The 23,187-nt window shown below is 36.4% G+C and carries 22 protein-coding genes and 1 pseudogene; 8 read left to right on the forward strand and 15 right to left on the reverse strand.

What is annotated here, in order from left to right:
* Nucleotides 1–22: 22 nt before the first annotated feature.
* The gene (gene gloA / locus A9G23_RS00855) at nt 23–430 is read left to right on the forward strand and encodes a lactoylglutathione lyase (RefSeq protein WP_065585820.1); all 408 of its coding nucleotides are present in this window, start codon (nt 23–25) and stop codon (nt 428–430) included.
* Between the two features lie 59 nt (nt 431–489).
* On the opposite strand, the gene gmk is transcribed toward gloA, so the two are convergent.
* Nucleotides 490–1,113, reverse strand: a complete 624-nt coding sequence (gene gmk / locus A9G23_RS00860) for a guanylate kinase (protein ID WP_065585821.1) — start codon at nt 1,111–1,113, stop codon at nt 490–492.
* A gap of 226 nt (nt 1,114–1,339) precedes the next feature.
* On the opposite strand from gmk, the pseudogene A9G23_RS11790 reads away from it, so the two are divergent.
* Both A9G23_RS11790 and A9G23_RS00870 read left to right on the forward strand, forming a co-directional pair.
* A pseudogene (locus tag A9G23_RS11790) lies at nt 1,340–2,033 on the forward strand (AzlC family ABC transporter permease).
* Nucleotides 2,030–2,353 (forward strand): AzlD domain-containing protein, encoded by a 324-nt coding sequence (locus A9G23_RS00870; protein WP_065585822.1) that lies wholly within the window; start codon nt 2,030–2,032, stop codon nt 2,351–2,353. The pseudogene A9G23_RS11790 and the gene A9G23_RS00870 overlap by 4 nt, the downstream one beginning before the upstream one ends.
* Before the next feature lie 95 nt (nt 2,354–2,448).
* Here A9G23_RS00870 and A9G23_RS00875 read toward each other — a convergent pair whose 3' ends face one another.
* From A9G23_RS00875 to A9G23_RS00910, 8 genes are all read right to left on the reverse strand, one after another.
* Nucleotides 2,449–3,348: a heme biosynthesis HemY N-terminal domain-containing protein gene (locus A9G23_RS00875; protein WP_065585823.1), complete on the reverse strand. Its 900-nt coding sequence runs from the start codon at nt 3,346–3,348 to the stop codon at nt 2,449–2,451.
* 10 nt (nt 3,349–3,358) lie between these two features.
* On the reverse strand, nt 3,359–4,831 hold the full coding sequence (locus A9G23_RS00880; RefSeq protein WP_065585824.1) for a uroporphyrinogen-III C-methyltransferase: 1,473 nt from the start codon (nt 4,829–4,831) through the stop codon (nt 3,359–3,361).
* A gap of 126 nt (nt 4,832–4,957) precedes the next feature.
* Entirely contained in the window at nt 4,958–5,686 is a 729-nt protein-coding gene (locus A9G23_RS00885; RefSeq protein WP_065585825.1) for a uroporphyrinogen-III synthase, read from the reverse strand.
* Nucleotides 5,683–6,603 carry a hydroxymethylbilane synthase gene (gene hemC / locus A9G23_RS00890; protein ID WP_065585826.1) on the reverse strand — a complete coding sequence of 307 codons (921 nt, stop codon included), beginning with the start codon at nt 6,601–6,603 and terminating at the stop codon, nt 5,683–5,685. Before hemC ends, A9G23_RS00885 begins: the two co-directional genes overlap by 4 nt.
* Nucleotides 6,604–6,744: 141 nt before the next feature.
* Nucleotides 6,745–8,115: an adenylosuccinate lyase gene (gene purB, locus A9G23_RS00895; RefSeq protein ID WP_065585827.1), complete on the reverse strand. Its 1,371-nt coding sequence runs from the start codon at nt 8,113–8,115 to the stop codon at nt 6,745–6,747.
* 48 nt (nt 8,116–8,163) lie between these two features.
* Entirely contained in the window at nt 8,164–8,811 is a 648-nt protein-coding gene (gene hflD / locus A9G23_RS00900) for a high frequency lysogenization protein HflD (protein WP_065585828.1), read from the reverse strand.
* Nucleotide 8,812: 1 nt separating this feature from the next.
* Entirely contained in the window at nt 8,813–9,931 is a 1,119-nt protein-coding gene (mnmA, locus tag A9G23_RS00905; protein ID WP_065585883.1) for a tRNA 2-thiouridine(34) synthase MnmA, read from the reverse strand.
* A 279-nt stretch (nt 9,932–10,210) separates the two neighbouring features.
* Nucleotides 10,211–10,900 (reverse strand): LexA family transcriptional regulator, encoded by a 690-nt coding sequence (locus tag A9G23_RS00910; protein WP_065585829.1) that lies wholly within the window; start codon nt 10,898–10,900, stop codon nt 10,211–10,213.
* A gap of 152 nt (nt 10,901–11,052) precedes the next feature.
* Here A9G23_RS00910 and A9G23_RS00915 point away from each other — a divergent pair, with 152 nt between their 5' ends.
* Nucleotides 11,053–11,280, forward strand: a complete 228-nt coding sequence (locus tag A9G23_RS00915) for a helix-turn-helix domain-containing protein (RefSeq protein ID WP_065585830.1) — start codon at nt 11,053–11,055, stop codon at nt 11,278–11,280.
* A 78-nt stretch (nt 11,281–11,358) separates the two neighbouring features.
* On the opposite strand, the gene tpiA is transcribed toward A9G23_RS00915, so the two are convergent.
* On the reverse strand, nt 11,359–12,123 hold the full coding sequence (tpiA, locus tag A9G23_RS00920) for a triose-phosphate isomerase (RefSeq protein WP_065585831.1): 765 nt from the start codon (nt 12,121–12,123) through the stop codon (nt 11,359–11,361).
* Between the two features lie 100 nt (nt 12,124–12,223).
* Between tpiA and zapB the strand changes: the two genes are divergently transcribed.
* The 4 genes from zapB (at nt 12,224) to A9G23_RS00940 (ending at nt 15,699) form a co-directional block, all read left to right on the forward strand.
* Nucleotides 12,224–12,469 carry a cell division protein ZapB gene (gene zapB / locus A9G23_RS00925; protein ID WP_065585832.1) on the forward strand — a complete coding sequence of 82 codons (246 nt, stop codon included), beginning with the start codon at nt 12,224–12,226 and terminating at the stop codon, nt 12,467–12,469.
* A gap of 78 nt (nt 12,470–12,547) precedes the next feature.
* Nucleotides 12,548–13,855, forward strand: a complete 1,308-nt coding sequence (locus tag A9G23_RS00930) for a DUF2868 domain-containing protein (protein ID WP_065585833.1) — start codon at nt 12,548–12,550, stop codon at nt 13,853–13,855.
* 1 nt (nt 13,856) lies between these two features.
* Nucleotides 13,857–15,212, forward strand: coding sequence for a DUF3482 domain-containing protein (locus A9G23_RS00935; RefSeq protein WP_065585834.1), 1,356 nt, complete (start codon nt 13,857–13,859; stop codon nt 15,210–15,212).
* A complete protein-coding gene (locus A9G23_RS00940; protein WP_081296884.1) occupies nt 15,163–15,699 on the forward strand; it encodes a C40 family peptidase in 537 nt (178 codons plus the stop codon). Before A9G23_RS00935 ends, A9G23_RS00940 begins: the two co-directional genes overlap by 50 nt.
* 81 nt (nt 15,700–15,780) lie before the next feature.
* On the opposite strand, the gene A9G23_RS00945 is transcribed toward A9G23_RS00940, so the two are convergent.
* From A9G23_RS00945 to A9G23_RS00965, 5 genes are all read right to left on the reverse strand, one after another.
* Nucleotides 15,781–16,950, reverse strand: coding sequence for a pyridoxal phosphate-dependent aminotransferase (locus A9G23_RS00945; RefSeq protein ID WP_141674880.1), 1,170 nt, complete (start codon nt 16,948–16,950; stop codon nt 15,781–15,783).
* A 281-nt stretch (nt 16,951–17,231) separates the two neighbouring features.
* Nucleotides 17,232–20,774, reverse strand: a complete 3,543-nt coding sequence (nifJ, locus tag A9G23_RS00950) for a pyruvate:ferredoxin (flavodoxin) oxidoreductase (protein WP_065585837.1) — start codon at nt 20,772–20,774, stop codon at nt 17,232–17,234.
* A 303-nt stretch (nt 20,775–21,077) separates the two neighbouring features.
* Entirely contained in the window at nt 21,078–22,115 is a 1,038-nt protein-coding gene (gene purM / locus A9G23_RS00955) for a phosphoribosylformylglycinamidine cyclo-ligase (RefSeq protein ID WP_065585838.1), read from the reverse strand.
* Between the two features lie 99 nt (nt 22,116–22,214).
* Complete coding sequence (ruvX, locus tag A9G23_RS00960) at nt 22,215–22,625, reverse strand: Holliday junction resolvase RuvX (RefSeq protein ID WP_065585839.1); 411 nt, start codon at nt 22,623–22,625, stop codon at nt 22,215–22,217.
* Between the two features lie 3 nt (nt 22,626–22,628).
* A complete protein-coding gene (locus tag A9G23_RS00965; RefSeq protein ID WP_065585840.1) occupies nt 22,629–23,186 on the reverse strand; it encodes a YqgE/AlgH family protein in 558 nt (185 codons plus the stop codon).
* Nucleotide 23,187 lies beyond the last annotated feature (1 nt).

A 23,187-nucleotide genomic window follows, 5' to 3' on the forward strand; every position in this document is an offset into this window, starting at 1 on the left:
CGTTATAAGGAACAATAAAGCAATGCGTATATTACATACTATGATCCGAGTTGGCGATCTACAGCGCTCAATCGATTTTTATACTCGTATAATGGGAATGCGAGTGTTAAGAACTAGCGAAAACACACAATACAAATATTCATTAGCCTTTGTGGGTTATGGCGATGAAACAACCAGTTCAGTTATTGAATTAACTTATAATTGGGATACTGATAAATACGATCATGGTTCCGCGTTTGGTCATATTGCTATTGGTGTTGATGATGTAGCTAAAATGTGTAATGATGTAAAACAAGCTGGAGGCAAAGTAACACGTGAAGCTGGGCCTGTAAAAGGGGGCACAACTATTATTGCTTTCGTTGAAGATCCTGATGGCTATAAGTTAGAGTTAATTCAAAACGATCAGGCCGATAAAGCGTTAGGTCATTAATTTATTTCATAAAAAATATCGCCGAGAGATCAGCGATATTTTTTGTATTTTAATTCGAATCAGTCCCCTAACAAATCTTTTAATAATTGCTTATTAACGATAGCTTGCTTTGGTTGTTCTAGGCTAGCAGCGGTAATAATTGCACTTAAGGCGTGTAATGAGGTATCAAAATCGTCATTAATAATGACATAGTCATATTCGCTATAATGCAAAATTTCGGCTTGCGCTTTTTGCATTCGTTTTTCAATCACACTACTATCATCTTGACCGCGTTTAACAAGGCGATTTTCAAGTTCTTTTAGCGAAGGTGGCAATATAAATATGCTTTTAGCTTGAGGCATTTTTTTGCGTACTTGCCGCGCACCTTGCCAATCAATATCTAAAAAAACATTAATTCCTTGCAATAGGCTTTGTTCGATTTCGGCTTTAGATGTACCGTAATAGTTGTCAAATACGTTAGCATATTCGACAAACGCCTGCTGTTCAATTAAAGATTCAAAGTGTTTGTGATCCACAAAATAATAATGTTCGCCATGTACTTCGCCTGGGCGAGGGTTACGTGTAGTATGGGAAATGGATACCTTGGCTTGATGCCGATTTTTTTGGGTTAGATAAGCTTGAATAAGACTTGATTTACCCGCACCGCTTGGTGCAGAGATGATAAATAGAGTTCCTGTATACATAGATATGTTTGCCACGTTAATTGCTATTGCGTTCTTTTGATTGTCATTAATATTAGTTAAGCGATATTATAGCAAAATTTGGCAATATATTGTGGCTTATTGTGAGTTAAGCTGTTTAATTTGGTGTTCAGGTTATTAGTACATAATAAACTCAATCAGTACGCCTTATTACGTATTTACAATAAACCAATATTAAATTGTAACATTTTGTTATCGTTAAGAAATTATGATGCCTTTAATATTTAAAGATGGTGTTTATGCTTGTGTTCCAACTTTACTTGGCTATATTGGTATTGGATTTACCGCCGGTGTAGTAGGTAAATCAGCTCATCTATCTGTATTAGAAGTGACATTATTAGCTGTCATTGTTTATGCTGGGACTGCACAATTTATTATTACTGGATTAATGATGGTTGCAACGCCCATTTCAGCCATTATTTTTACTGTTTTTTTTAGTTAATTCACGCCATTTTTTAATGAGTATGGCAACAGCCCCGCTTTTCGAAAATTCTCTTTGTTAAATAATATTGATATTGGTAGCTTATTGACAGATGAAAGCTTTGCCGTTGCAATGCATGCTATTACCAATAAAGTGCCGGTTATGCCACTTGGATGCATGGTATTAATTTAACTGCTTATCTTACTTGGATTTTATCTTGTTTGGTGCTTTAATTGGTGAGTGGTTGCTAGACCCGACTCAATTTGGTCTAGATTATGCTTTAGTTGCCATGTTTGTGGGTTTGCGCTATTTCCAATTGCTTGGCGATAAAAGCAAAATTCTTAAAAATCGACTTTTAGCCATGTTAACCGTTGCAGTTATGCTGATTATATTAATACGTTTTATGTTACCCGAAATGGCAATTTTAATCAGCACTTTTGGCAGTTGTTTTATGGGCATAGCAATGGATAGTGATGCATGACAACTTATAGCTTATATATCATGTTAGGTTGTGGCCTAGTGACTTGGTTGCCAAGAGTTATTCCATTTGTGTTGATTCGAAAGTTGCAGTGGCCCAATGCTGTGATTCGGTTCTTGTCGTATGTACCTTTATGTATTTTAACAGCACTATTAGTACAAAATCTATTTGTGAAAAAAGAAGGGCATTTTCCTGATTTTAACGTAGAATATTGCTTAGCAACAATTCCAACCACAATTGTTGCCTTTGTGACTAAGAATTTAATGTGCATTGTGGTTGCAGGTATGTGTTCTATGGCGTTAATTCGCTATTTTATGATTTGATTGATATCAATAGCTAACTGATTTTTAAAGATTATATTTGTAAAATGAATGGTGAGTTAAAATAAAACAGGGCAATTACCCTGTTTTTATGCATTTTATGTTCTTTCTTTTTGTTCCAGTTTACTAATCGATTTTAATAGCTTTTCAGCTTGGCTATTTTCACCTAGTTGGTTAAGATAATTGACCATCGCTTTTTGATAAGTAATATTATTCAAAATAGCTTTTGGTTGTGAGTTCCACCATTTTACGAGTGTTTGTGCATCACTATTAGTTGATAATTGCTTAATTCGACCGATATAGGCTGCTTGTTTAAATTGATCTAATTGCGATTCGCTATACACTTTAGCTTTATACATTGCAGGCAATAGGTCAATAATCGCTTGGTAATCACCTATTTCATAATAAAGTTGATCAGCCAATTTAAGCACTTCAGCATTACGAGGTTTTTCGTTTAGTAGCTGATCTAATGTCATTCGTGCGGCGGTGTATTCACGGTTTTTTAATTGCAATCTAATTTGCACTAATTGAAAGGCAAACAACTCTTTAGGCTGGCAACTTCTAGCAGCTTGTTCTAGCGATTGGTTGGCTGGAATTAATTCATCATTATCGATTTGGGCTTGCGCGGCAAGTAAATACGATAAGGCGGTATTTTTTGTTCCTTTAGCGCTTTTTAGGAATAGTTTAGCGGCTTGTTGATAATCACCCTCTAGCAATAAGATTTGCGCTTGTTCGATACGTTTTATCGATTTTTTAGGTGACTTTAAGCGTAACCAATTGCCAAATGCTGTTTTAGAATTAAAAATTTTATTAAAAAAACAATAAATTAAATAAAGGCAAAGTAGGCCAATTAATTCAAGTATCATAAATGAATTAAACGACATACTGACACGATACTTGGCAAACTCAAATACCGCTGAACCTTGGTGTCCTTGTAATAGTGGTCCAAGAAAGAATCCACTCACTAGCACTAAGAAAATAATTAGTATTTTTATCATCATTATTCTCCTATTTTGTCAACATTGAACGAACGCGGGTTTGCATGAGTTTTTCAAGCTTGCCAATGCTAGTTAGGTTTTCAGGTACATTTTGATTGCTGATTGATTGACTTTGTAAATTCTCGAGTTCATTAATGAACGCTTTAACGCTTGGTGCATTGCCATCAAAATAAGCATTAACCCAAATTGCGGTATCGTTAAGCGCACGTTGGTAAATAAGATCTTGATGTCTTGGCACCGCTTGTGCTGCAATCAATAGGCGGAAGCGGATGTTTTCTCGCAGGTAAAGTGATTGTTCTAAACTTAGTGGTGCTTTTAATATTTGGCACTTGACGATTTGTTTTTCGTCTTGGCCTGCTTGTTCTAAGCACGCTTTAAAGTTGTTATCTTTATCGTCAATTTTTTCAATGGTGATAAATTTATCCATAAAAGTCTTGGTATTGCTTAACAAATTATCTGACCAATCGCCGACCGATGATACGTCATTGTTAGCGTCGTCAGTCATATTGTTAGTATTCGTTTGGTAGTTATTTGTTACACTAGCGTTTTCTGTTTTAGTTACATTGGCGTCTGTATTTGTGGCATCTTCGGCATATTGGGTCATGCCAAGATCAAGATCTTTGTAATTACCTACTAATGGTAATTCGGTAAGTGATTCAGACAAACCAATCAAATTCATAATAATACCATCAGTATCAATAAAGCTCACTTGAGCGAGTGAGTTAATATCTTTACTAATAGCTTGTCGTGCAGGTAATAGACTCGGGTCATCAGCTTGGGCTAGACTTTCATCGGCACTTTTTAGTAGTAATCGGGCTGATGTGTAATCTTGGTCATTCCAAATTTTTCGACCTGCTAAATGTACTAAATAATTCGCTTGTGAAATTAACCAAACATTATGATCGGTAGTTGACATAGCCGCTAAGCGCTCATTGATGTTTTGCAGGCTTTGCTCGGTGATTTTTGATGCATCATTAACTTGATTGCTTAATTGTTGTTGTAATTTTTGTTGATCACCCAGTTCTCGATTAACACGTTGCTCTAACAAGTTAAATTGCTGATTTTGTTTATTAGCAGCCTCGATAATACTATTTTGCAAATCGGTTGTTATACTTTGCTTAGTTGTTTGTTTTAAATTGGCCAGTTCAGTTTGCAAGGTTGAGATGGTCTTTTTTTGCTTCTCAATTTGCTGGTATCCATAATAAAAACCAAAACCCCCCAAGCAAACGGTTAATGCTATAGCAATAATCGATAGTTTTGAAACAGGCGTGTTGTTTGTGTTATTGGTGTTACTGCTATTATTAGTTTTTGACTGAGCTGTAGATTCTACTGTTGTGCTGGATTGTGCGTTTGCTGGATTTTTTTTATCTTCTTTCATAGTCTTATTCACTTCATTTTGAATCGCTGTGATTGTTGATTGACTAAATGAAGTTGTGCTTATTGTTGAAAGTGTTGCATTGGCACCATAATATTTTGGTGGCATAAATGACCTCATCTAGATGTGTTAGAAATTTATATTGGCATTATGACATAGAGTTAACATTGTTTTAAATAAATTTTAATTATTGTCTTACTGATCAACTATGATATACCATCTAATTTATTTAAATTATTGGGTATGACGATAGTTTATCGTTACCGCATTAAAAAGATTTTGATTATTTGCGCTATTGACCAGTAGAATTTTTTGCCATTTGAGTTGTTTGGCTTTTACAAAGATTCGTTGACTGGTTACAACAAGATTAGCCTGCGTTTTATGTTCAAGATTGCTATATAATTCAAGCTGGATTAGGTGTTCTAGGCTAGTAATAATGATTATTTGTTTTTTAATATTACTAGATAAGATATTTGGCAGATAGGGAATCGATTCGCGGCAGTAACAAACAATTGATTTTACTTTGACTTTTCGATTTTCTAGCGTTTGCGTTAATAATTGCCGACCTGAATTACCGCATAAAATTAAAATAGTGTGGTTTTGAATCGGTTCTTGTTGAAGTTTTGCTAATAGTCCTTCGCTGTTTTCTTTGTCAGGATAATTGACTTTTGTAGTGGTAAATTGGTTAAATAATTTTGCCGACTTTTTACCTATCGCATAATAACGAATATTATCCGGTAGTATTAAATTGGGAAGGTAAGCGTTAATAACATGTGTAACTTGTGGCGACACAACGATGACAATATCGTTGGGTAAAAGTTGATTTAGTTGCTCTTGTAAATTGAGTAGATCATTGCCTTGTGACATATTAAAAAATGGAAGATGCTGTGCAGGCAGGTTTGCTTGGTTAAATAATTGGGTGAGTTTTTCACCCTCTGGAGAGGGTCTAGTAACATAAATCATCCGCCATTTAATTCCTGTAATATTGCTTTTGCACCTTGATCTAATAAACGTTTTGCTAATTCTTTCCCTAACATTTCGGGTTCAGTTATATCACCTGTTAGTGCAACTTTGACTATTTTAGAACCGTCAATGCGCCCAACAAGACCTTGTAATGATAAGACATCATTATTTAATTGGCTATAACAAGCAATGGGCACTTGGCATCCACCTTGTAAGGCTTTATTCATTGTTCTTTCGGCTTCGATACAAACTCGACTATTTTTATCATCAAGCACAGAAAGAACCTCTAGGATTTGTTTATCATCTGTTCGAGTTTCGATGCCAATTGCGCCTTGTCCAACAGCGGGTAAAATTAAGTTTGTATCAATATACTGCTTGATTCTATCTTCTAATGATAAACGTTTTAAGCCAACTGCAGCTAAAATAATGGCATCATATTCTTTATTATCAAGTTTAGCTAAGCGAGTGCCAACATTACCACGAAGATCTTTAATTTGTAAATGGGGGTATTTTTCCCGTAACTGACATTGACGTCGTAGGCTTGATGTACCAATTACAGCACCATTTGGTAACTCATCTAAACTTAAATATGTATTTGAGATAAACGCATCACGCACATCATCACGCTTACAAATAGTGGCGAGTGTTAGCCCTTCAGGAAACGCGACAGGAATATCTTTTATAGAGTGAACGGCAATGTCTGCTTCGTTATTTAATATGGCTTGCTCAAGTTGTTTAACAAACAGTCCTTTGCCGCCAATTTTTGATAGTGGACTATCTAACAATACATCGCCTTTAGTGACCATGGGAATCAATTCCACCGTCAAATTTGGATGAGCAGCTAAAAGTTGTTTCTTAACAAAATTTGCTTGCCATAGTGCTAATGGGCTTTTACGTGTTGCAATGCGAATGTTCAATTGATTTCTCTATTTTTCTTTTTTGCTTAGGTGATTTGTATTACCGCGTAACTTGCATATCAGATTGATTAATGCGATTACATGAAAGTCAATATTGCCTAACACAGTGTGACCAATATTAGGCTGATTGATTTTAAGTTGTTATTCTAAATTATCAACAAAGCTAACAGCATAACCAACATAGTTAGCCGGTGTTAACTGCTTTAATCGTGTTTTTTCACTTTCGGGCAGATTTAACGAGTCAATAAATTCTTGTATACCTTTTGCATCCACTCGTTTACCACGAGTCAGTTCTTTCAACTTCTCGTATGGCTTTTCAATGCCATAACGTCGCATTACTGTTTGAATGGGTTCAGCTAATACTTCCCAGTTGCGATTCAGTTCTTCAAGTAAGTAGTCTTGATTGACTTCAAGTTTATTTAAGCCTTTTAAAGTTGATTGGTAAGCTATAATGGCATAACCAATACCTACACCTAGATTACGTAGTACTGTTGAATCAGTTAAATCGCGTTGCCAGCGAGAAATTGGTAATTTGCTACCTAAATGGTTCATGATTGCATTGGCAATTCCTAAGTTGCCTTCTGAATTTTCAAAGTCAATTGGGTTAACCTTGTGTGGCATCGTTGAGGAGCCGATTTCGCCAGCAATGGTTTTTTGCTTAAAGTGATTTAATGAAATATATCCCCAAATATCACGATCGAAGTCAATCATAATGGTATTAAAGCGCGCTATACAATCAAAGAACTCGGCAATATAGTCGTGTGGTTCGATTTGGGTCGTATAAGGATTCCATTTTAATCCTAGTGAGCTAACAAAATCCTCACTAAACTTATGCCAATTAACATGTGGATATGCTACAATATGCGCATTATAATTGCCTGTGGCTCCATTAATCTTACCCAGTATTTCAACCGATTGTAGTTGTTGTAATTGACGTTTTAGTCGGTAGGCTACATTGGCAAATTCTTTACCGATAGTTGATGGCGTAGCGGGTTGGCCGTGCGTTCTTGAAAGTAACGGTAAATCACGATAGGCTTTTGCCTGCGAAGTAATTTTATCAATCAATTTATTCCAATATGGCACTAAGACATCTTCTCTAGCTGTTTTTAGCATTAACGCATAAGATAAATTGTTAATATCTTCTGATGTACAGGCAAAATGGATAAATTCATTAACCGCATGTAATTCTTTATTGGTGCTGACTTTTTCTTTTAAAAAATATTCTACCGCTTTGACATCGTGATTAGTGGTTTTTTCGATTTCTTTTATGCGATTTGCATCTTGCTCACTAAATTGGTCAACAATTTGATTAAGGTGATCAATAGCTGCTTGACTTAAGGTTGGAACCTCTAAAATATCTGCGTTCGAGGCTAACTTTTGTAACCAACAAATCTCGACTTGAACGCGGTATTTTAATAAACCATATTCGCTAAAAATAGTGCGTAGCTCTATTGTTTTGTTACCATAACGTCCGTCAATTGGCGAAAGGGCAGTGAGTGCAGATAATTCCATCGGTTTAACTCCGTTACTATATTTGAAATATCAGTTATAAAGTGTAAATTAGATTGCTCGATTAATTTGGTCTAATAGCTGTTGTGCAGCATTACAAATGCGTTTACGGCTAAAAATAAACTGAAAGCGATTGCCACCAACTTGATACCATAATATGGACGATCGAACACACCCCAAAAGTGCTGTTCTTACTTTTGCTTGTACTAATGTGTTTTGCAAAAATTCGACTTTGCCAATCACTTTAATTTTAGTTGATATTGGGCTGATGATATCAGAATAAATTCCCGCTAATGAATAGGACAGATCATCAACATTAGCGCTAACAGTTTCATCATTCATCTCTGAATAAAGTCCTGCAATGCGTTTTAATCGCTGGTCTATCTTATCTAATGCGTCATTATTTTTTAATAATTTGCTTGTAATACTAAGCGTACCAAACAGATAACGTATAATTTGGACTTGTTCTTTTTGTTCTGACGATAATAATTGTATGAGCGTTTGTAACCCTGTTTTGATATTTTTAATGCCATCATAAACATCATCCGTTGTTTTGGGTGAGGTTTTAAACACACTTTTAATGGTTTGTTCATACAGAGTGGCAGTGCAACTCCCGGTGTTAGCAAGTTGAGGCACCAATATTGCGCTTTGCACTGCACCAGCAAGGGCAATAGTAATATGATTATATTTATTATCCACTCTAGCACTCCTTAATGCTTTTAATCCGTTCCTCTATAATACCTCCACCAAGGCAGACTTCGTCCTTATAAAAGACGGCAGATTGACCCGGCGTAACAGCCGCAACAGGATTATCAAAAATGACTTTGATTTTGTCATCGTCTAGTGGGATAACTTGACAAGCGATATCTAGTTGGCGATAGCGCGTTTTTACGGTACAACTAAATGGTTTGGTTACTACTTTACGGTCGACCCAATGGAGTTGCTGTGCAATTAGTCCTTCGGAAAATAGCGCAGGATGCTCATGACCTTGTGCCACAATTAATTCATTATTGATAAGATCTTTGTCAACTACATACCATGGTGTATCATCGGCTTGTTTTAAGCCACCAATACCCAGTCCTTTACGTTGTCCTAACGTATGGTACATCAGACCTTGATGTTGACCAATAACCTTTCCATCAACAGTGCGAATATTACCTGCTTGAGCAGGTAAATATCGAGCTAAAAAGTCGCTAAATTTACGTTCACCAATAAAGCAGATGCCAGTAGAGTCTTTTTTAGTGGCAGTTGCTAAGCCAAGTTGCTGCGCAATTTTGCGTACCTCAGTTTTTTCAAGTTCACCAACTGGAAATAAGCTTTGACTTACTTGTGCTTCGCTTAGGGTATAAAGAAAGTAACTCTGATCTTTGTTAGTGTCGATCCCACGTAATAATTCAACTTTATTGCCTGTTTCACGTTTACGAACATAATGCCCTGTGGCAATAAAGTCAGCATTGAGATCTTCAGCCGCATATTCTAAAAAAGCCTTAAATTTAATTTCTTTATTACATAAAATATCAGGATTTGGCGTTCGCCCTGCTTTGTATTCCGATAAAAAATGTTCGAATACGTTGTCCCAGTATTCGGCAGCAAAGTTAACAGTGTGTAATTTGATATTTAATTTATCACAAACTGCTTGTGCATCCGCTAGGTCAACAGCAGCAGAACAATATTCTTCTGTATCGTCTTCTTCCCAATTTTTCATAAATAATCCAACAACATCGTATCCTTGTTGTTGCAATAAATAAGCTGAAACAGAAGAATCCACGCCGCCAGACATGCCGACAACGACTTTTTTTCGAGTATTTATATTTGACATAGTTATTATATTAATAGATAAAATTAATAAAAATTTTGACACTAATTTTAACATAATTAGCGGAAAAAGCATAAAGTTATGCAGACAACGATTGCTGTGTTGATTTGTTTTTTATACTAATTTTACACTAGCTTTATACTGAAACGTATACATTTCTGAAACTTTTTGCCATTTTTTAATGTATTGATTGCCGTAGAAAAAAATGAAATTGCACCAGATTAAAATAGCTTTATAAACCAGCGTTTATAAAGCTGTAATTATATAAAGGTTAAATGAGCGTTAGTTAAGATCTTTTAAAAGGTAAACAACAAGCCCAATAATTTTAAACTCTTGTGGTCCGTGCTTATCACCAATGATGGCTGGATACTTAGGATTATCACAAAGTAATGCTAAATTGGCTCCTTGATTCTGAATGCGTTTAATACTGATTTGATCTTCATATTCAACAGCATACAAATAGCCATCAATAGGTTTGTAATGCGCTTTATTGATAATAAGAATATCATGGTTTGATATCGTGGGTTCCATGCTATCGCCTTTAGCCCATACGGCGGTTAAGTCTTCGTGGTTGCAACCTTGATGTTTTATTAAAGTAACATCAAATGGAATTGATTTGATTTGGGAATATGATTTACCCATTTCATTTATATGATGAAATGGAATATGTACTGAGCCACGGCCTTCAGAGTCTGGTAATAATCGACATTCTCCTTTTCCTGTTGCTAACCACTCAATAGGGACATCACATTTTTGGGCAATAATGGCTAATCTATTTAATGCTGGATAGGTTTTGCCCGATAGGTAATCGCGTATTACCGCTTCTGACATGCCGACTTTTTTGGCGAAGGCATTGCCAGATATACCTTCTAATACTAGATTTAATCTATTCCTAAAGTTAATTACTCCTGTATCAGTCAAGATTCGTGTTTTTTCTTTCTCATCTTGCTTTTTTACTTTGCTTTTATTCATTTTCTATTACATTCCATATATTTTTTGTTTTTTTATGTTTTAATTCGTTTTTTTGTGTGATATTCTTTGTTGGTAATTTTTTATCTTTATAAACATTGTAATACCGATAATCTTTACAATGACAAAAAATTTAACCAATAGAGGATCTCATAATGAGAGAGCAAGATCAAGACTGGACAGCATCTAGAGTTGTTGGCGAAATTAAAATTAGAGGCGGAAATTTAAGAGCGCTTTCAAGAGATAGCGGATTGCAGGCGGATACTTTAAGAAACGCATTATATCGGCATTGTCCTAAGTATGAGCGAATAATTTCTGACTATTTGCAAGTTCCTGTTGAGCAAATTTGGCCATCACGCTATCAGCCAAAAGCTAAAAAATAATATTAGTTTCAATAATAAAAAGACGCTAATAAGCGTCTTTTTATTATTTGCTATTTTGTAATTTATTACGTTTTTGACTTATTTTTTAGCTTTTTCAGCTGCTTTAACAATTGCTGCAAATGCGTCAGCTTTTAATGATGCACCACCAACTAATGCACCATCAATGTCTGGTTGCGCAAATAGTTCTGCTGCATTTTTATCATTAACAGAACCACCATATTGAATGATTACTTGTTCAGCCACTTTTGCATCTTGTTTGGCGATATGATCACGAATAAATTTGTGAACTGCTTGTGCCTGTACTGGCGTTGCTGATTTGCCAGTTCCAATCGCCCAAATTGGCTCATAAGCAATAACCGCCCCGTTAAATGCTTGAACGCCAATCGATTTAATTACTGCATCAATTTGACGTGCGCAAACAGAATGCGTTTGACCTGCTTCGTTTTCAGCTTCGGTTTCACCAATACATAATACAGGCACTAAACCAGCCTCTTTAATTACACCAAACTTTTTAGCAATAAACTCATCAGATTCTTTGTGATAAGTGCGACGTTCAGAATGGCCAATGATAATATGAGTCACACCAATTTCTTTTAACATATCTACTGATACTTCACCGGTAAAAGCACCCGACAAATTAACACCCACATCTTGTGCACCTAAAATAATATTAGATTCACCTAATTGGTGCTTTACAAAATCAAGGTAGACCACAGGAGGCGCAATTGCAATATCGCATGCTGTGTCGTTTGATAGCTCATTTTTTAGTCCTGTGACTAAGTTTTTAGCCATATCGAGGCTACCATTGAGTTTCCAGTTACCCATAACGAGAGGTTTTCGCATAATTTTCTCCAACTTAAGATTTAAAAAGGTGTTGATTTCAGAATGAATTGGTTATAATGCTATCTATTATACATCAAATAAATTAAGCTTGAGGAAAAATATGTCATTAGAAATACTAAATCAATTAGAAAGCCGTATCCAACATACTGTAAATACTATCAATACATTACAACAAGAGATCGCAACATTAAAGCAAGGTAATCAAGAGTTGGAACAACTGATTAATGAGAGTTCTGATGAAATGAAAGCGCTACGCGACGAAAACGAAAAACTAAAACAAGATCAGCAAGCATGGCAACAGCGTATTCAAACATTATTAAGCAAAATTGGTGAAATAACACAGTAATTAACTTGATTTTTTTAACGCGACTTAGGTCGCGTTTCTTTTATATTTTATTGAGAATAATGGCGAAGATTGAGTCTAATGCGACAAAAGCTAAAATCACTCTGGCTGACCGAAACGATTCATTTAATTGAAACCAAATCTGGGCGGTTTGCTGACCAAGACATCAACCGACAAGTAAGAGTAGAACAAATACCGCTCACAGATCGAATTGTGATGCGAGCAACTATGTTGTCTAAACAAAATGGGCTATATTTGGCGCAAAAAATACTATTGCGATCGGTAAAGCTATCGTTTGCATTATTGCTAGTATTATCTATTTTTTTGGGTAGCTCTTTAGCGTTGGGGGCGTTAAGTCAAAATCCTATCAACCTGTATTGGGCACTTTTTAGTTTATTAGGTGTGCATCTAATTACACTATCTATTTGGTTGAGTTCGTTCTTATTTTTTGCTAATTTTGGTGGTAGTTTATTGATTCATTGTTGGTTATGGTTAGCTAAAAAACTATCTCAAAAAAAGACAGTACAGCAACTTATACCGGCGTTTGTTGAGCTGTTTGGCGTGCGCATTCGTTGGCTCATCGGTTTTGTACTTAATCTGTTTTGGACTGTGATTTTAAGCAGTGCATTATTGGTATTAGTTGTACTATTTTCAACCAAACATTATAGTTTTGAATGGCAAACTACTTTGCTCAGTTCGGATACGGTTATTGCACTAACTCACTATTTAGGTTATTTACCGTCGTTATTTGGTTTCGAAATCCCTAAAGACGAAGTTATAAAGCTAAGCGAACATGCGTTAAGCGCTGGCGATGTACGCTCATCATGGGCTGTTTGGTTGCTTGGTGTGTTTATTGTTTATGGATTAGTAGTACGATTTTTATGTATGGCATTTTGTGGTGTTAATTGGCTGATTAGCTGTCATCGAATTGAGCTAAATATTGTGCATCCTGATTATCAAATATTAGCAAATCAATTACAGCCACTGTTTGTTAATATTGAAGATGCCGATAAATTGGGTAATGATGGCTACCAATGGCATTTGCCTACACATTCAATTGAAGACGGTGAGGGGGCATTTTTGGTTGCCATAGATGTACAAGAAAGTTGGCATTCTCCTGAATCTGTTTCTTTTTTAGGTTTTTTGAATACTCGTGAACAGCGCGGTAACATGTTAGATTATCTGCAATTAATACCAGCCAAAAAACTATTAATTGCAATTGATACCGATAGAACACCTGATAGAGGGTTATTGAATTTTATTAATCAGCTGATTAATAAATCACAGCAAACTCGTATCTGGTTTATTAATCAAGGCAAACAGTACCATAATTGGCAATCGCTATCTTTTCAGTTAGCTGAACCTGACTGGCTAATCGAGGATATTTAATATGCTATCAACGTTAAAATTAGCCGTGGTGGGTCATGCAAATGTTGGCAAAACGTCATTATTACGTACTTTAATCCGTAATAGTCATTTTGGTCATGTGTCCGATCGTCCGGGTACCACAAGACATGTTGAATCAATAACATTACCACTAGATCATAATCAATCGATTGTTTTTTATGATACCCCAGGGTTAGAAGACAGTTTAGCGCTGTATGATTACATTAACCACCTATTTCCCGCCAACGCAAAACTTGATGGCATTGATAGATTGACACTTTTTTTACAAAGCCCAGAAGCCGAAAACGCATTTAATCAAGAGGCTAAAGTTATCAGACAAATATTAAATAGCGATGCATCTATCTATGTGATAGATGTGCGTGAACCAGTATTGGCCAAATATCACGATGAATTAGCTATTTTATCCAATAGTGATAAACCTATATTAGCGGTTTTAAATTTTATCGCTGATAATGATCAAAATGAAAAAGAATGGAAAAGTTTGCTTTCACGGATTGGGATTCATGCTATTATAAGGTTTGATGCTGTATTCCCATCCTTGGACGGCGAGGAGCGTTTGTATCATAGCCTTGCTTTACTGGTTGAGCCTGCTAAAAAAATATTAGATAATTGGCTAGATAAAATCGCACAAATTCGTGATTCTCGTAATCAAACTGCTAATTGGATTATTGCTGAAACGCTCGTTGATGTTACCGCCTTTTACGAAATGGCTAAATTAGACGATAAAAAAGCAATTACTGCTATGCAAAATAAAGTTAGAAAGCGGGAACAAATAGTGATCAACGAATTACTAAAATTGTATCAATTTGATTCAACTCAAGAGAGCGAAGAAAGTTTGCCTTTAATTAAAGGTCGCTATAAGGCTGACCTTTTTAATGTTGATGCACTAAAAGCGATGGGTATTCATTTAACTAAAGGCTTTGTGTCAGGTGCAACGATTGGTGCTAGTATTGACTTAGCAACCGGAGGGCTTTCGCTCGGCTCAGCTACATTAATTGGTGCCGCGATGGGTAGTTTAATGCAAACAGCAAAACATTATGGTGCTAGAATGCGTTATCATCTTTCTGGATACAGTAAATTAAGTGTTGATGATGTTATTATTTGTTTTCTTTCTTTGCGTTTAATTCGCCTTAAAGAAAGTTTAAATCATCGCAGCCATGCGGACACCAGCCCAGTTAGGTTATCTAAATTAGATAAAACCGATTGGGAAAAAGGTGTGTTACCTAGCTGTTTAAAGGTAGCTAGACGTTATTCGCATTGGTCGACGTTAAATAAAGGAACAAAAAGAAATGACAAAAAAAGACAATCGACTATTAGGAACGTTGCTCAGCAACTTTAGTAGTAGTATGAATAAACTTTTTTTTATAACCACATTGATCTTTTCTCTGTTTATGTTATTTGGATGTAGTACCAGCCACGGTCAAATTTCTGTTATAAATACAAAATCTAATCCAACTATGTTAGCTAAAATAGAATCTCACTATAAAAAATGGCAAAATACGCCGTATCGGTACGGTGGTACGACTTTAGCCGGTAGTGATTGTTCTGCTTTGGTGATGAACTTTTTCAAAAACAAACTTTCAAAAAACTTGCCGAGAAGCGCTGCTGAGCAAGCTAAATTAGGTATCAAGGTGAACACTCCTAAAGCAGGCGATTTGGTGTTCTTTAAAACAGGACGTAGCCGTAGTGGTTTACATGTTGGTATCTATTATACTGATGGTAAATTTTTACATGCTTCAAGTTCAAAAGGTGTAACTTATTCAAGCTTGTATGAAAGTTATTGGAAGAAGCATTACTGGATGACACGACGTATAACCGATAGCTAATATCAAGATTTATTTAAATCATAAATTAAAACTCTTTAAATCGATCATATTTAGAGAGTTTTAATTGTTTCCTCTCTATAATTAAATCATCGATTTTTCTCTTAATTCGCGTATTACATTTGCTACATAAAGCATTTCACCTGGCGTGCCTAGTGATATACGGCACCAATTGGTTGCAGGGGCAAAATCTCGACCAACTAATATGAATTTTTGTTTCATTAATTCCCGATAATCATTTAACCCAATTGGTGTTTTGTGAAACATAAAATTAGTTTCTGATTTAAGATAATGTATTCCCAACTCTGACAATACTTTTTCCATAATATCGCGTGACACATCAACCACTTTTTTGGAGTAGGTCAAATATTGAGTATCATTTATCGATGCTAATGCCGCACAAACACCACAATAGTTTAATTTTTCACCTGCCACATACTGGGATATATTTTTTATGTTTGCCTCTGTGCTAACAATGTAACCTACACGTAATCCAGCCATTGCATGAATCTTAGAAAATGTTTTAAGCAATACAATATTTTCATATTTTTGTGTAATAAATTTCTCTGCTGATTCAAAAGTAGGATCATTAACAAATTCGGCATAAGCTTCGTCGAAAATAAAAATTGTGTTTTTAGGTTTACTTTTTATCCATGATTCGATCTCATTTAGATCAAACACTGTAGAAGTTGGATTGTTAGGATTAACCAAATAAACAATCGAAAAACCTCGATATCCTTCAACTACTTTTTTTAAACTAGTTATATCAATTTTCCAATCAGTTAAACATGGAACTTTGGTTATTTTTAAATTAAAAATTTTTGCAAAATGCTCACCATCACCATAAGTAAGTTCTGGTATAACTAGTTGTGTATCTGGTTTTACAAAAGCGGATATAGTACTGCGGATTCCTTCTGACGAGCCAGCAGTTAATAATATTTGACTTTCTACCACTTGGTGATGTTTAGCTAATGCTTTATTTAAAAGCGGCATCTCGGCTTTTGCATATCTATTAGCTTTAGGTATGGCATCAATAGCTGCTTGTTTGGCTCTTGGTGACATGCCAAGTGCATTTTCGTTAAAATTAAGTCGAATAGGATGAGTTGCATCTGGCGTTACTAGTTTATCAAGCACAGGTAGTGAGAATGAAATTGATTTTTGTACTTCTTGAGCATACGCTTTCGATAACAGTTGATTAACAGATAATCCCGCTATAGCAGCACTGGAAAATGTTAATAGTTTTCTTCTACTCATATTTAAATTTGACACCATGATTCACCTCCTATTTTAATTGTTCCTCATGTGTTCAATTATTAACCATGCAAAAATAATACCAATTTTTTAAAAATGATAAGAGTGCTTGATTTGTACAGTAATCAATAATAAAAGGGCAATGATGTTTGGTTACTTTTTTGGGCTAACTTGATTTAAATATGCACAATTATGGTGCTTTATTGCTCAAAAACAGCATTTAAAAAAGGACTGTTATAAATAAACAGTCCTTTGGAATGTTTTGTTAAGTACCGTGGTTACTGTTAGCTATCTGCCGGTGTTTCAATATCTGAATAGGTTGCCAGCATCTGCAAAAACTTATATTTAGAATTCACCATTTTGGTTGAACGCTCATGCAAGGTGTTGGCAATCACGGGTTCAAGTGTTTCTAAACGGCGAAAACGCTGTTCTTTTAGTAAGATACCAGTTAATGACTCGCTGTTTGGCGCTTTTGAATCTAATACCAAAGCTGGTTTGTCTTCTGCCATACGGCGTGGATCGTAACGATACAAAGGCCAGAATCCTGATTTAACTAAATCTTTCATCTGCTCATGCGATTTAGCAAGATCATAGCCATGTTCTTCACAAGGGCTATAAGCAATAATGAGCGATGGTCCATCATATGCTTCGGCTTCTTGTAAGGCTTTGAGAGTTTGATTTAGTTGTGAGCCTAACGCAATTTGTGCCACATACACATGCCCATACATCATTACACTCACACCAAGATCTTTACGGGCTTTATGCTTACCTAAATCAGCAAATTTTGATACCGCGCCCATTGGGGTGGCTTTTGATTGTTGACCTCCTGTATTAGAATAGCACTGAGTATCTAACACCAATACATTTACGTTATCGGTTAAGCTCATGACATGATCAAGCCCGCCAAATCCAATATCGTAAGCCCAACCATCACCTCCAATGGCCCAAACTGATTTATCTATCAAGTAATTTGCATCTTGCATCAATTCTTGCGCTTGAACTGAGTCGAGATGCGCTAGCTGTTCACATAATAACTCGACTTGTTGCCGTTTTTCAGCGATAGATGTCTCTGATGATTTTAACGCTATGACAATTTCGGGCGAAATGTCACCAGCAACATAATCAAGTAAACGCAATGCCCGTTTTTTATGTTGATCATAAGTAATACGATATCCTAATGCAAATTCAGCATTATCTTCAAATAGTGAATTTGCCCAAGCCGGCCCACGACCAGCATTATCAGTAGTGTAAGGTGATGATGGAAGATTACCGCCATAAATGGATGAACACCCAGTGGCATTAGCAATCGCTAAATGGTCGCCATAAAGTTGCGTTAACAATTTAATGTATGGCGTTTCACCACAACCAGCACAAGCACCTGAATATTCAAATAGCGGTGTAAGTAATTGCGATGTACGCACATCAATGCGTTCAAGCGTATTAATATCGCGATCTGGCAATGTCGTAAAGTACTCAAAATTGGTGCGTTGAGTATCAAGGTTGTCGATACGCGATTGCATGTTAATAGCTTTAATTTCAAAATTATTGCGATCGCGGGCAGGGCAAACTTCGACACATAAGTTGCAGCCAGTACAATCTTCTGGGGCAACTTGTAACACATAGCGTTGTCCTTTCATATCACGGGCTTTGACTTCAAGTGAACTTAATGAATCTGGCGCATTGGCTATGTCATCAGGAGTAACGACTTTAGCACGAATGGCCGCATGAGGACAAGCAACGGCACAATGATTACATTGGGTACACAGTTCGGGTTGCCAAATAGGAATTTCTTCAGCAATGTTACGTTTTTCCCATCTAGTTGTGCCTATTGGCCATGTACCATCGGGTGGGAATGCTGATACAGGTAAGCTATCACCCAAACCAGCTAACATAGCTGCAGTGACTGTTTTAACAAAATTAGGCGCGTTAGCTGGCACAACTGGTGGCATCATAGCACTACTTTGGTCAACACAGCTAAGAGGAATTTGCTCAAGTGAGGCTATAGCTAAATCGAGTGCTTTCCAGTTATTTTCAACCAAATCTTGTCCTTTACTGCTATAACTTTTTGCAATGACTTCTTTTAATTGGGTAATATTAAAATCATTTTTAAAAATTCCAGCTAGGTGAAAAAACGCCGCCTGCATAACAGTATTAATTCTTGCTCCTAAATTACATTCACGTGCAATTTTTGTTGCATTAATGATATAAAAATGGGCTCGTTTTTGAATTAATTGTACTTGGACTTCTTTCGGAAGGCGATGCCAAATTTCATCTTTGCTATAGGGTGTGTTAAGCAAAAAGATACCATCGTCTTTTAATTTATCAACAATTTGATATTTATCGATAAACTGATCTTGGTGGCATCCAATAAAATGGGCACTGGTAATTAAATAGGGGGAATCAATTGGTTCCAAGCTAACTCGTAAGTGCGAAGTAGTCAAGCCACCTGCTTTTTTAGAGTCATAAACAAAATACCCTTGCACATAAAAAGGCGAACTATCACCGATAATTTTAATATTATTTTTGGTTGCCGACACTGTGCCATCACTACCAAGTCCATAAAATAGGGCTTCAAGAGCGGATTTTTGTGGAATAGATTGTTCGGGTAACGGTAAAGAGAGCCCAGTTATATCATCATAAATACCAACGGTAAATCGTGGTTTAGGTTTATCTAATCCCAGTTCGGTAAAAATGGCAAGTACACAACGAGGATCAAACTCTTTAGACGATAACCCATAACGCCCTCCTACAATGATCGGCATGCTGGTACGTTCACCGCGTGATAAACTTTCAGCAAATGCAGTCATAATATCTAAATAAAGTGGTTCAGCTTGGGAGCCGGGCTCTTTGGTTCTATCAAGAACAGCAATTTTATTCACAGTACTTGGAATAATCTCTAGCAAATGGTTGGCAGAAAAAGGGCGGAATAGTCTAACTATAACAACACCGACTTTTTCGTTTTGTTTAAGTAATACATCAACCACCTCTTTGGTAGTGCTTGCTCCTGATCCCATAACCACTATAATGCGCTCGGCATCATTTGCACCATAATATTCAAAAGGTTGATATTTTCTGCCAGTTTCTATTGTAAAAGCGTCCATAGCATCAACAACATGTTGATAGACATTATCATAATAGGTATTTATTGCTTCACGACATTGAAAGTAGGTATCAGGATTGGCTGATGTACCCCGTGTCACAGGTTTATCAGGCGTTAAAGCTCGCGTACGATAGGCTTTAATGGCTTCGTGTGGTAATAAGTTACGGATTTGATCATCACTAATTGGATAAATTTTATTAACTTCGTGCGACGTTCTAAATCCATCGAAAAAATGCACAAAAGGAACGCGACTATTAAAGCTGGCTATTTGCGAAATTAAGGCAAAATCTTGCGCTTCTTGCACTGAACTTGAACAAAGCATCGCAAACCCCGTTTGCCGAATTGCCATGACATCAGAATGATCACCAAAAATTGAAAGAGCATGCGTTGCAACGGTACGCGCGGCAACATGCAAAACAAAAGGAGTTAGTTCACCCGCTATTTTATACAGCGATGGGATCATTAAAAGCAAACCTTGTGATGAAGTAAACGAAGTTGCTAGTCCACCTGTCATTAATGCACCATGAACAGTCGCAATTGCACCAGCTTCGGACTGCATTTCAATCACTCTTGGCGTGTCGCCAAATACATTTGGTTTGTTAAATTCTGCCCATGTGCCTGCCTGTTCAGCCATTGTTGAGCTTGGCGTAATTGGGTAAATAGCAATGACTTCGTTCGTACGATAAGCGACGGATGACACTGCACTATTTGCATCTGATATGATCATTAAAAAAACCTTTTATTTTAAAGTGTTATAACATTACTTTGTTATAATGTTTTTTTTTGTTATTGTACCAAAAAGTCATATAGCTTTGAGCTATTTTATCTTAATTTCTTGAGTAAACCGTTGAGTTTTTGAGCTACTGGATAGACGAATAATGACGATTGAAAAAAACAAAACCATAGTATCTTGGTAGGGATACTATCGGTTATTGTTTAAACGGTTATTGTTTAAATCGATAAACCTTGAAATAATCTTAGATATTACCCACTTGTTTAAAATTAAGTAATATGTTAAATAGAATACTTACTACTTAATAATAACACGTTCACTTGATGTAGCGTGTTTAATTTCACCCAATAACCATGCTGTTTCACCATGATTATTCAGTAAGGTAATGGCTTTATCAGCTAATGATCTAGGTAAGGCAATAATTAAGCCAACACCACAGTTAAAAGTGCGGTACATTTCGTGACGACTAACATTGCCAGCTTGCTGTAGCCAATCAAATATGGCTGGCCATTGCCAACTTGTTTCATCAATAACTGCTTGAGTATTTGCAGGTAACACACGCGGAATGTTTTCCCAGAATCCGCCACCAGTAATATGGGCAATAGCGTGCACGTCAACTTGGGCGATGAGATCAAGTACAGACTTAACATAGATCTTAGTGGGTGCAAGTAGGTAATCAGCAAGAGGTGTACCGTTTAATTTTTTAGTTGTTGGGTTTACACCACTGACTTCGATAATTTTACGCACTAATGAATAGCCATTAGAATGAGCGCCGCTTGAAGCTAATGCAATTAATGCATCACCGTTTTGCACTTTACTGCCATCAATCATTTTAGATTTTTCAACGACGCCAACACAAAATCCAGCTAAATCATAATCATTATTATGGTACATACCCGGCATTTCGGCTGTTTCACCGCCCACTAAAGCGCACCCTGATTGTTTACATCCTTCGGCAATGCCAGTGACTACAGTAGTTGCAACATCAACATTAAGTGTGCCAGTAGCATAATAATCAAGGAAGAATAAAGGTTCGGCACCCTGTACAATCAAATCGTTAACACACATGGCGACTAAATCAATACCAATTGATTCATGACGGTTTAAATCCATTGCAAGGCGTAATTTAGTCCCCACACCATCAGTGCCCGATACTAAAATAGGTTCTTTATATTTTTGAGGAATAGCACATAGCGCTCCAAAGCCGCCTAGTCCACCCATAACCTCTGGTCGTGTAGTTTCTTTAACGACAGATTTGATGCGATCAACAAGTTCATTGCCAGCATCAATATCGACACCAGCATCTTTGTAACTGAGAGATGTATTATTTGACACAGCAAGTAATCCTTACAATAGAATATTGGCTACTATTTTAGCAAGGATGAAATTTAATGGCGATTAATTCTTGACAAAATAACCAATTAATTAAAATCGCTAATTATTTTCAAACCAACTTTCTAAAATAATAATGGCAGAAGTTGCATCAACGATGCCTTTTTCAAGCGCACGATAACCACGAGAAGCAAAAATATGGGATTTTGCTTCAACGGTTGATAACCGTTCATCTTGTAAATGAACTTGATAACCAAACATGCCATGTAAACGATTAGCAAATTTACGCGCTCGGGCGGTTAAAGGTTGCTCGGTTCCATCCATATTTAAGGGTAAACCAACGACTAAAAAATCGGGTTTCCACTCTTTTAAAACCTTTTCGATAGCTTGCCAGTTGGGAATGCCATCACGCGCTTTAAAAGAGCACAAAGGATTGGCAGTTTTAGTAATATCTTGACCAATAGCGGCACCAATACTTACGGTGCCAAAATCAAACGCAATAATGGTTGCCATGGATTATGCATTTCCCATTTGGTGCGAGATAGTATTCATATTGACCCCAAGCGTTTGAGCAGCTTTTTGCCAGCGCTCATCGATGGCAACTTCATAAATAATTTGGGGATCAGCATTGGTAACTAACCAATCATTACGAGCTATTTCGTCCTCAAGTTGTAATGACTGCCAGCTTGAATATCCTAATGCCAAAAAAATATTTTGGGGTTGTTCAGGAGAGCCAATTGATTTAAGTGCATCGAGCGAAGTGCTAATCATCACATCATCCGAAATTTGAATGCTAGAAGCAAATCCTTGCTGAGGTGTATGTAAAATAAATCCTTGCTCATCAGCGATTGGTCCACCACAAAATACAGGATACTCTAATTCAGCACAACTTGTGGGCGAAGTGATTTCTAACCGTGTAAGGACTGTTGCTACATTAAGATCAATAATCGGTTTATTAATTATAACTCCCATAGCACCATCACGGTTATGTTCACAAATATAAATAACTGAATGACTAAACAATGAGTCATCGAGTGTTGGCATAGCAATAATAAAATGATCTTTTAAATTCATA

This window comes from Gilliamella sp. App4-10 (assembly GCF_001690495.1).
GTDB lineage: Bacteria > Pseudomonadota > Gammaproteobacteria > Enterobacterales > Orbaceae > Gilliamella > Gilliamella apicola_G.

Excerpts from the sequence above, each read along its gene's own strand:
- ruvX (WP_065585839.1), bottom strand. The coding sequence starts at position 22,625 with ATGGCAACCATTATTGCGTTTGATTTTGGCACCGTAAGTATTGGTGCC.
- mnmA (WP_065585883.1), bottom strand. The coding sequence starts at position 9,931 with ATGTCAAATATAAATACTCGAAAAAAAGTCGTTGTCGGCATGTCTGGC.
- tpiA (WP_065585831.1), bottom strand. The coding sequence starts at position 12,123 with ATGCGAAAACCTCTCGTTATGGGTAACTGGAAACTCAATGGTAGCCTC.
- A9G23_RS00880 (WP_065585824.1), bottom strand. The coding sequence starts at position 4,831 with ATGCCACCAAAATATTATGGTGCCAATGCAACACTTTCAACAATAAGC.
- A9G23_RS00870 (WP_065585822.1), top strand. The coding sequence starts at position 2,030 with ATGACAACTTATAGCTTATATATCATGTTAGGTTGTGGCCTAGTGACT.
- A9G23_RS00935 (WP_065585834.1), top strand. The coding sequence starts at position 13,857 with ATGCTATCAACGTTAAAATTAGCCGTGGTGGGTCATGCAAATGTTGGC.
- A9G23_RS00945 (WP_141674880.1), bottom strand. The coding sequence starts at position 16,950 with ATGAGTAGAAGAAAACTATTAACATTTTCCAGTGCTGCTATAGCGGGA.
- A9G23_RS00940 (WP_081296884.1), top strand. The coding sequence starts at position 15,163 with ATGACAAAAAAAGACAATCGACTATTAGGAACGTTGCTCAGCAACTTT.
- A9G23_RS00875 (WP_065585823.1), bottom strand. The coding sequence starts at position 3,348 with ATGATAAAAATACTAATTATTTTCTTAGTGCTAGTGAGTGGATTCTTT.
- A9G23_RS00910 (WP_065585829.1), bottom strand. The coding sequence starts at position 10,900 with ATGAATAAAAGCAAAGTAAAAAAGCAAGATGAGAAAGAAAAAACACGA.
- A9G23_RS00965 (WP_065585840.1), bottom strand. The coding sequence starts at position 23,186 with ATGAATTTAAAAGATCATTTTATTATTGCTATGCCAACACTCGATGAC.
- A9G23_RS00885 (WP_065585825.1), bottom strand. The coding sequence starts at position 5,686 with ATGATTTATGTTACTAGACCCTCTCCAGAGGGTGAAAAACTCACCCAA.
- A9G23_RS00930 (WP_065585833.1), top strand. The coding sequence starts at position 12,548 with ATGCGACAAAAGCTAAAATCACTCTGGCTGACCGAAACGATTCATTTA.
- gmk (WP_065585821.1), bottom strand. The coding sequence starts at position 1,113 with ATGTATACAGGAACTCTATTTATCATCTCTGCACCAAGCGGTGCGGGT.
- gloA (WP_065585820.1), top strand. The coding sequence starts at position 23 with ATGCGTATATTACATACTATGATCCGAGTTGGCGATCTACAGCGCTCA.
- A9G23_RS00915 (WP_065585830.1), top strand. The coding sequence starts at position 11,053 with ATGAGAGAGCAAGATCAAGACTGGACAGCATCTAGAGTTGTTGGCGAA.
- purB (WP_065585827.1), bottom strand. The coding sequence starts at position 8,115 with ATGGAATTATCTGCACTCACTGCCCTTTCGCCAATTGACGGACGTTAT.
- nifJ (WP_065585837.1), bottom strand. The coding sequence starts at position 20,774 with ATGATCATATCAGATGCAAATAGTGCAGTGTCATCCGTCGCTTATCGT.
- zapB (WP_065585832.1), top strand. The coding sequence starts at position 12,224 with ATGTCATTAGAAATACTAAATCAATTAGAAAGCCGTATCCAACATACT.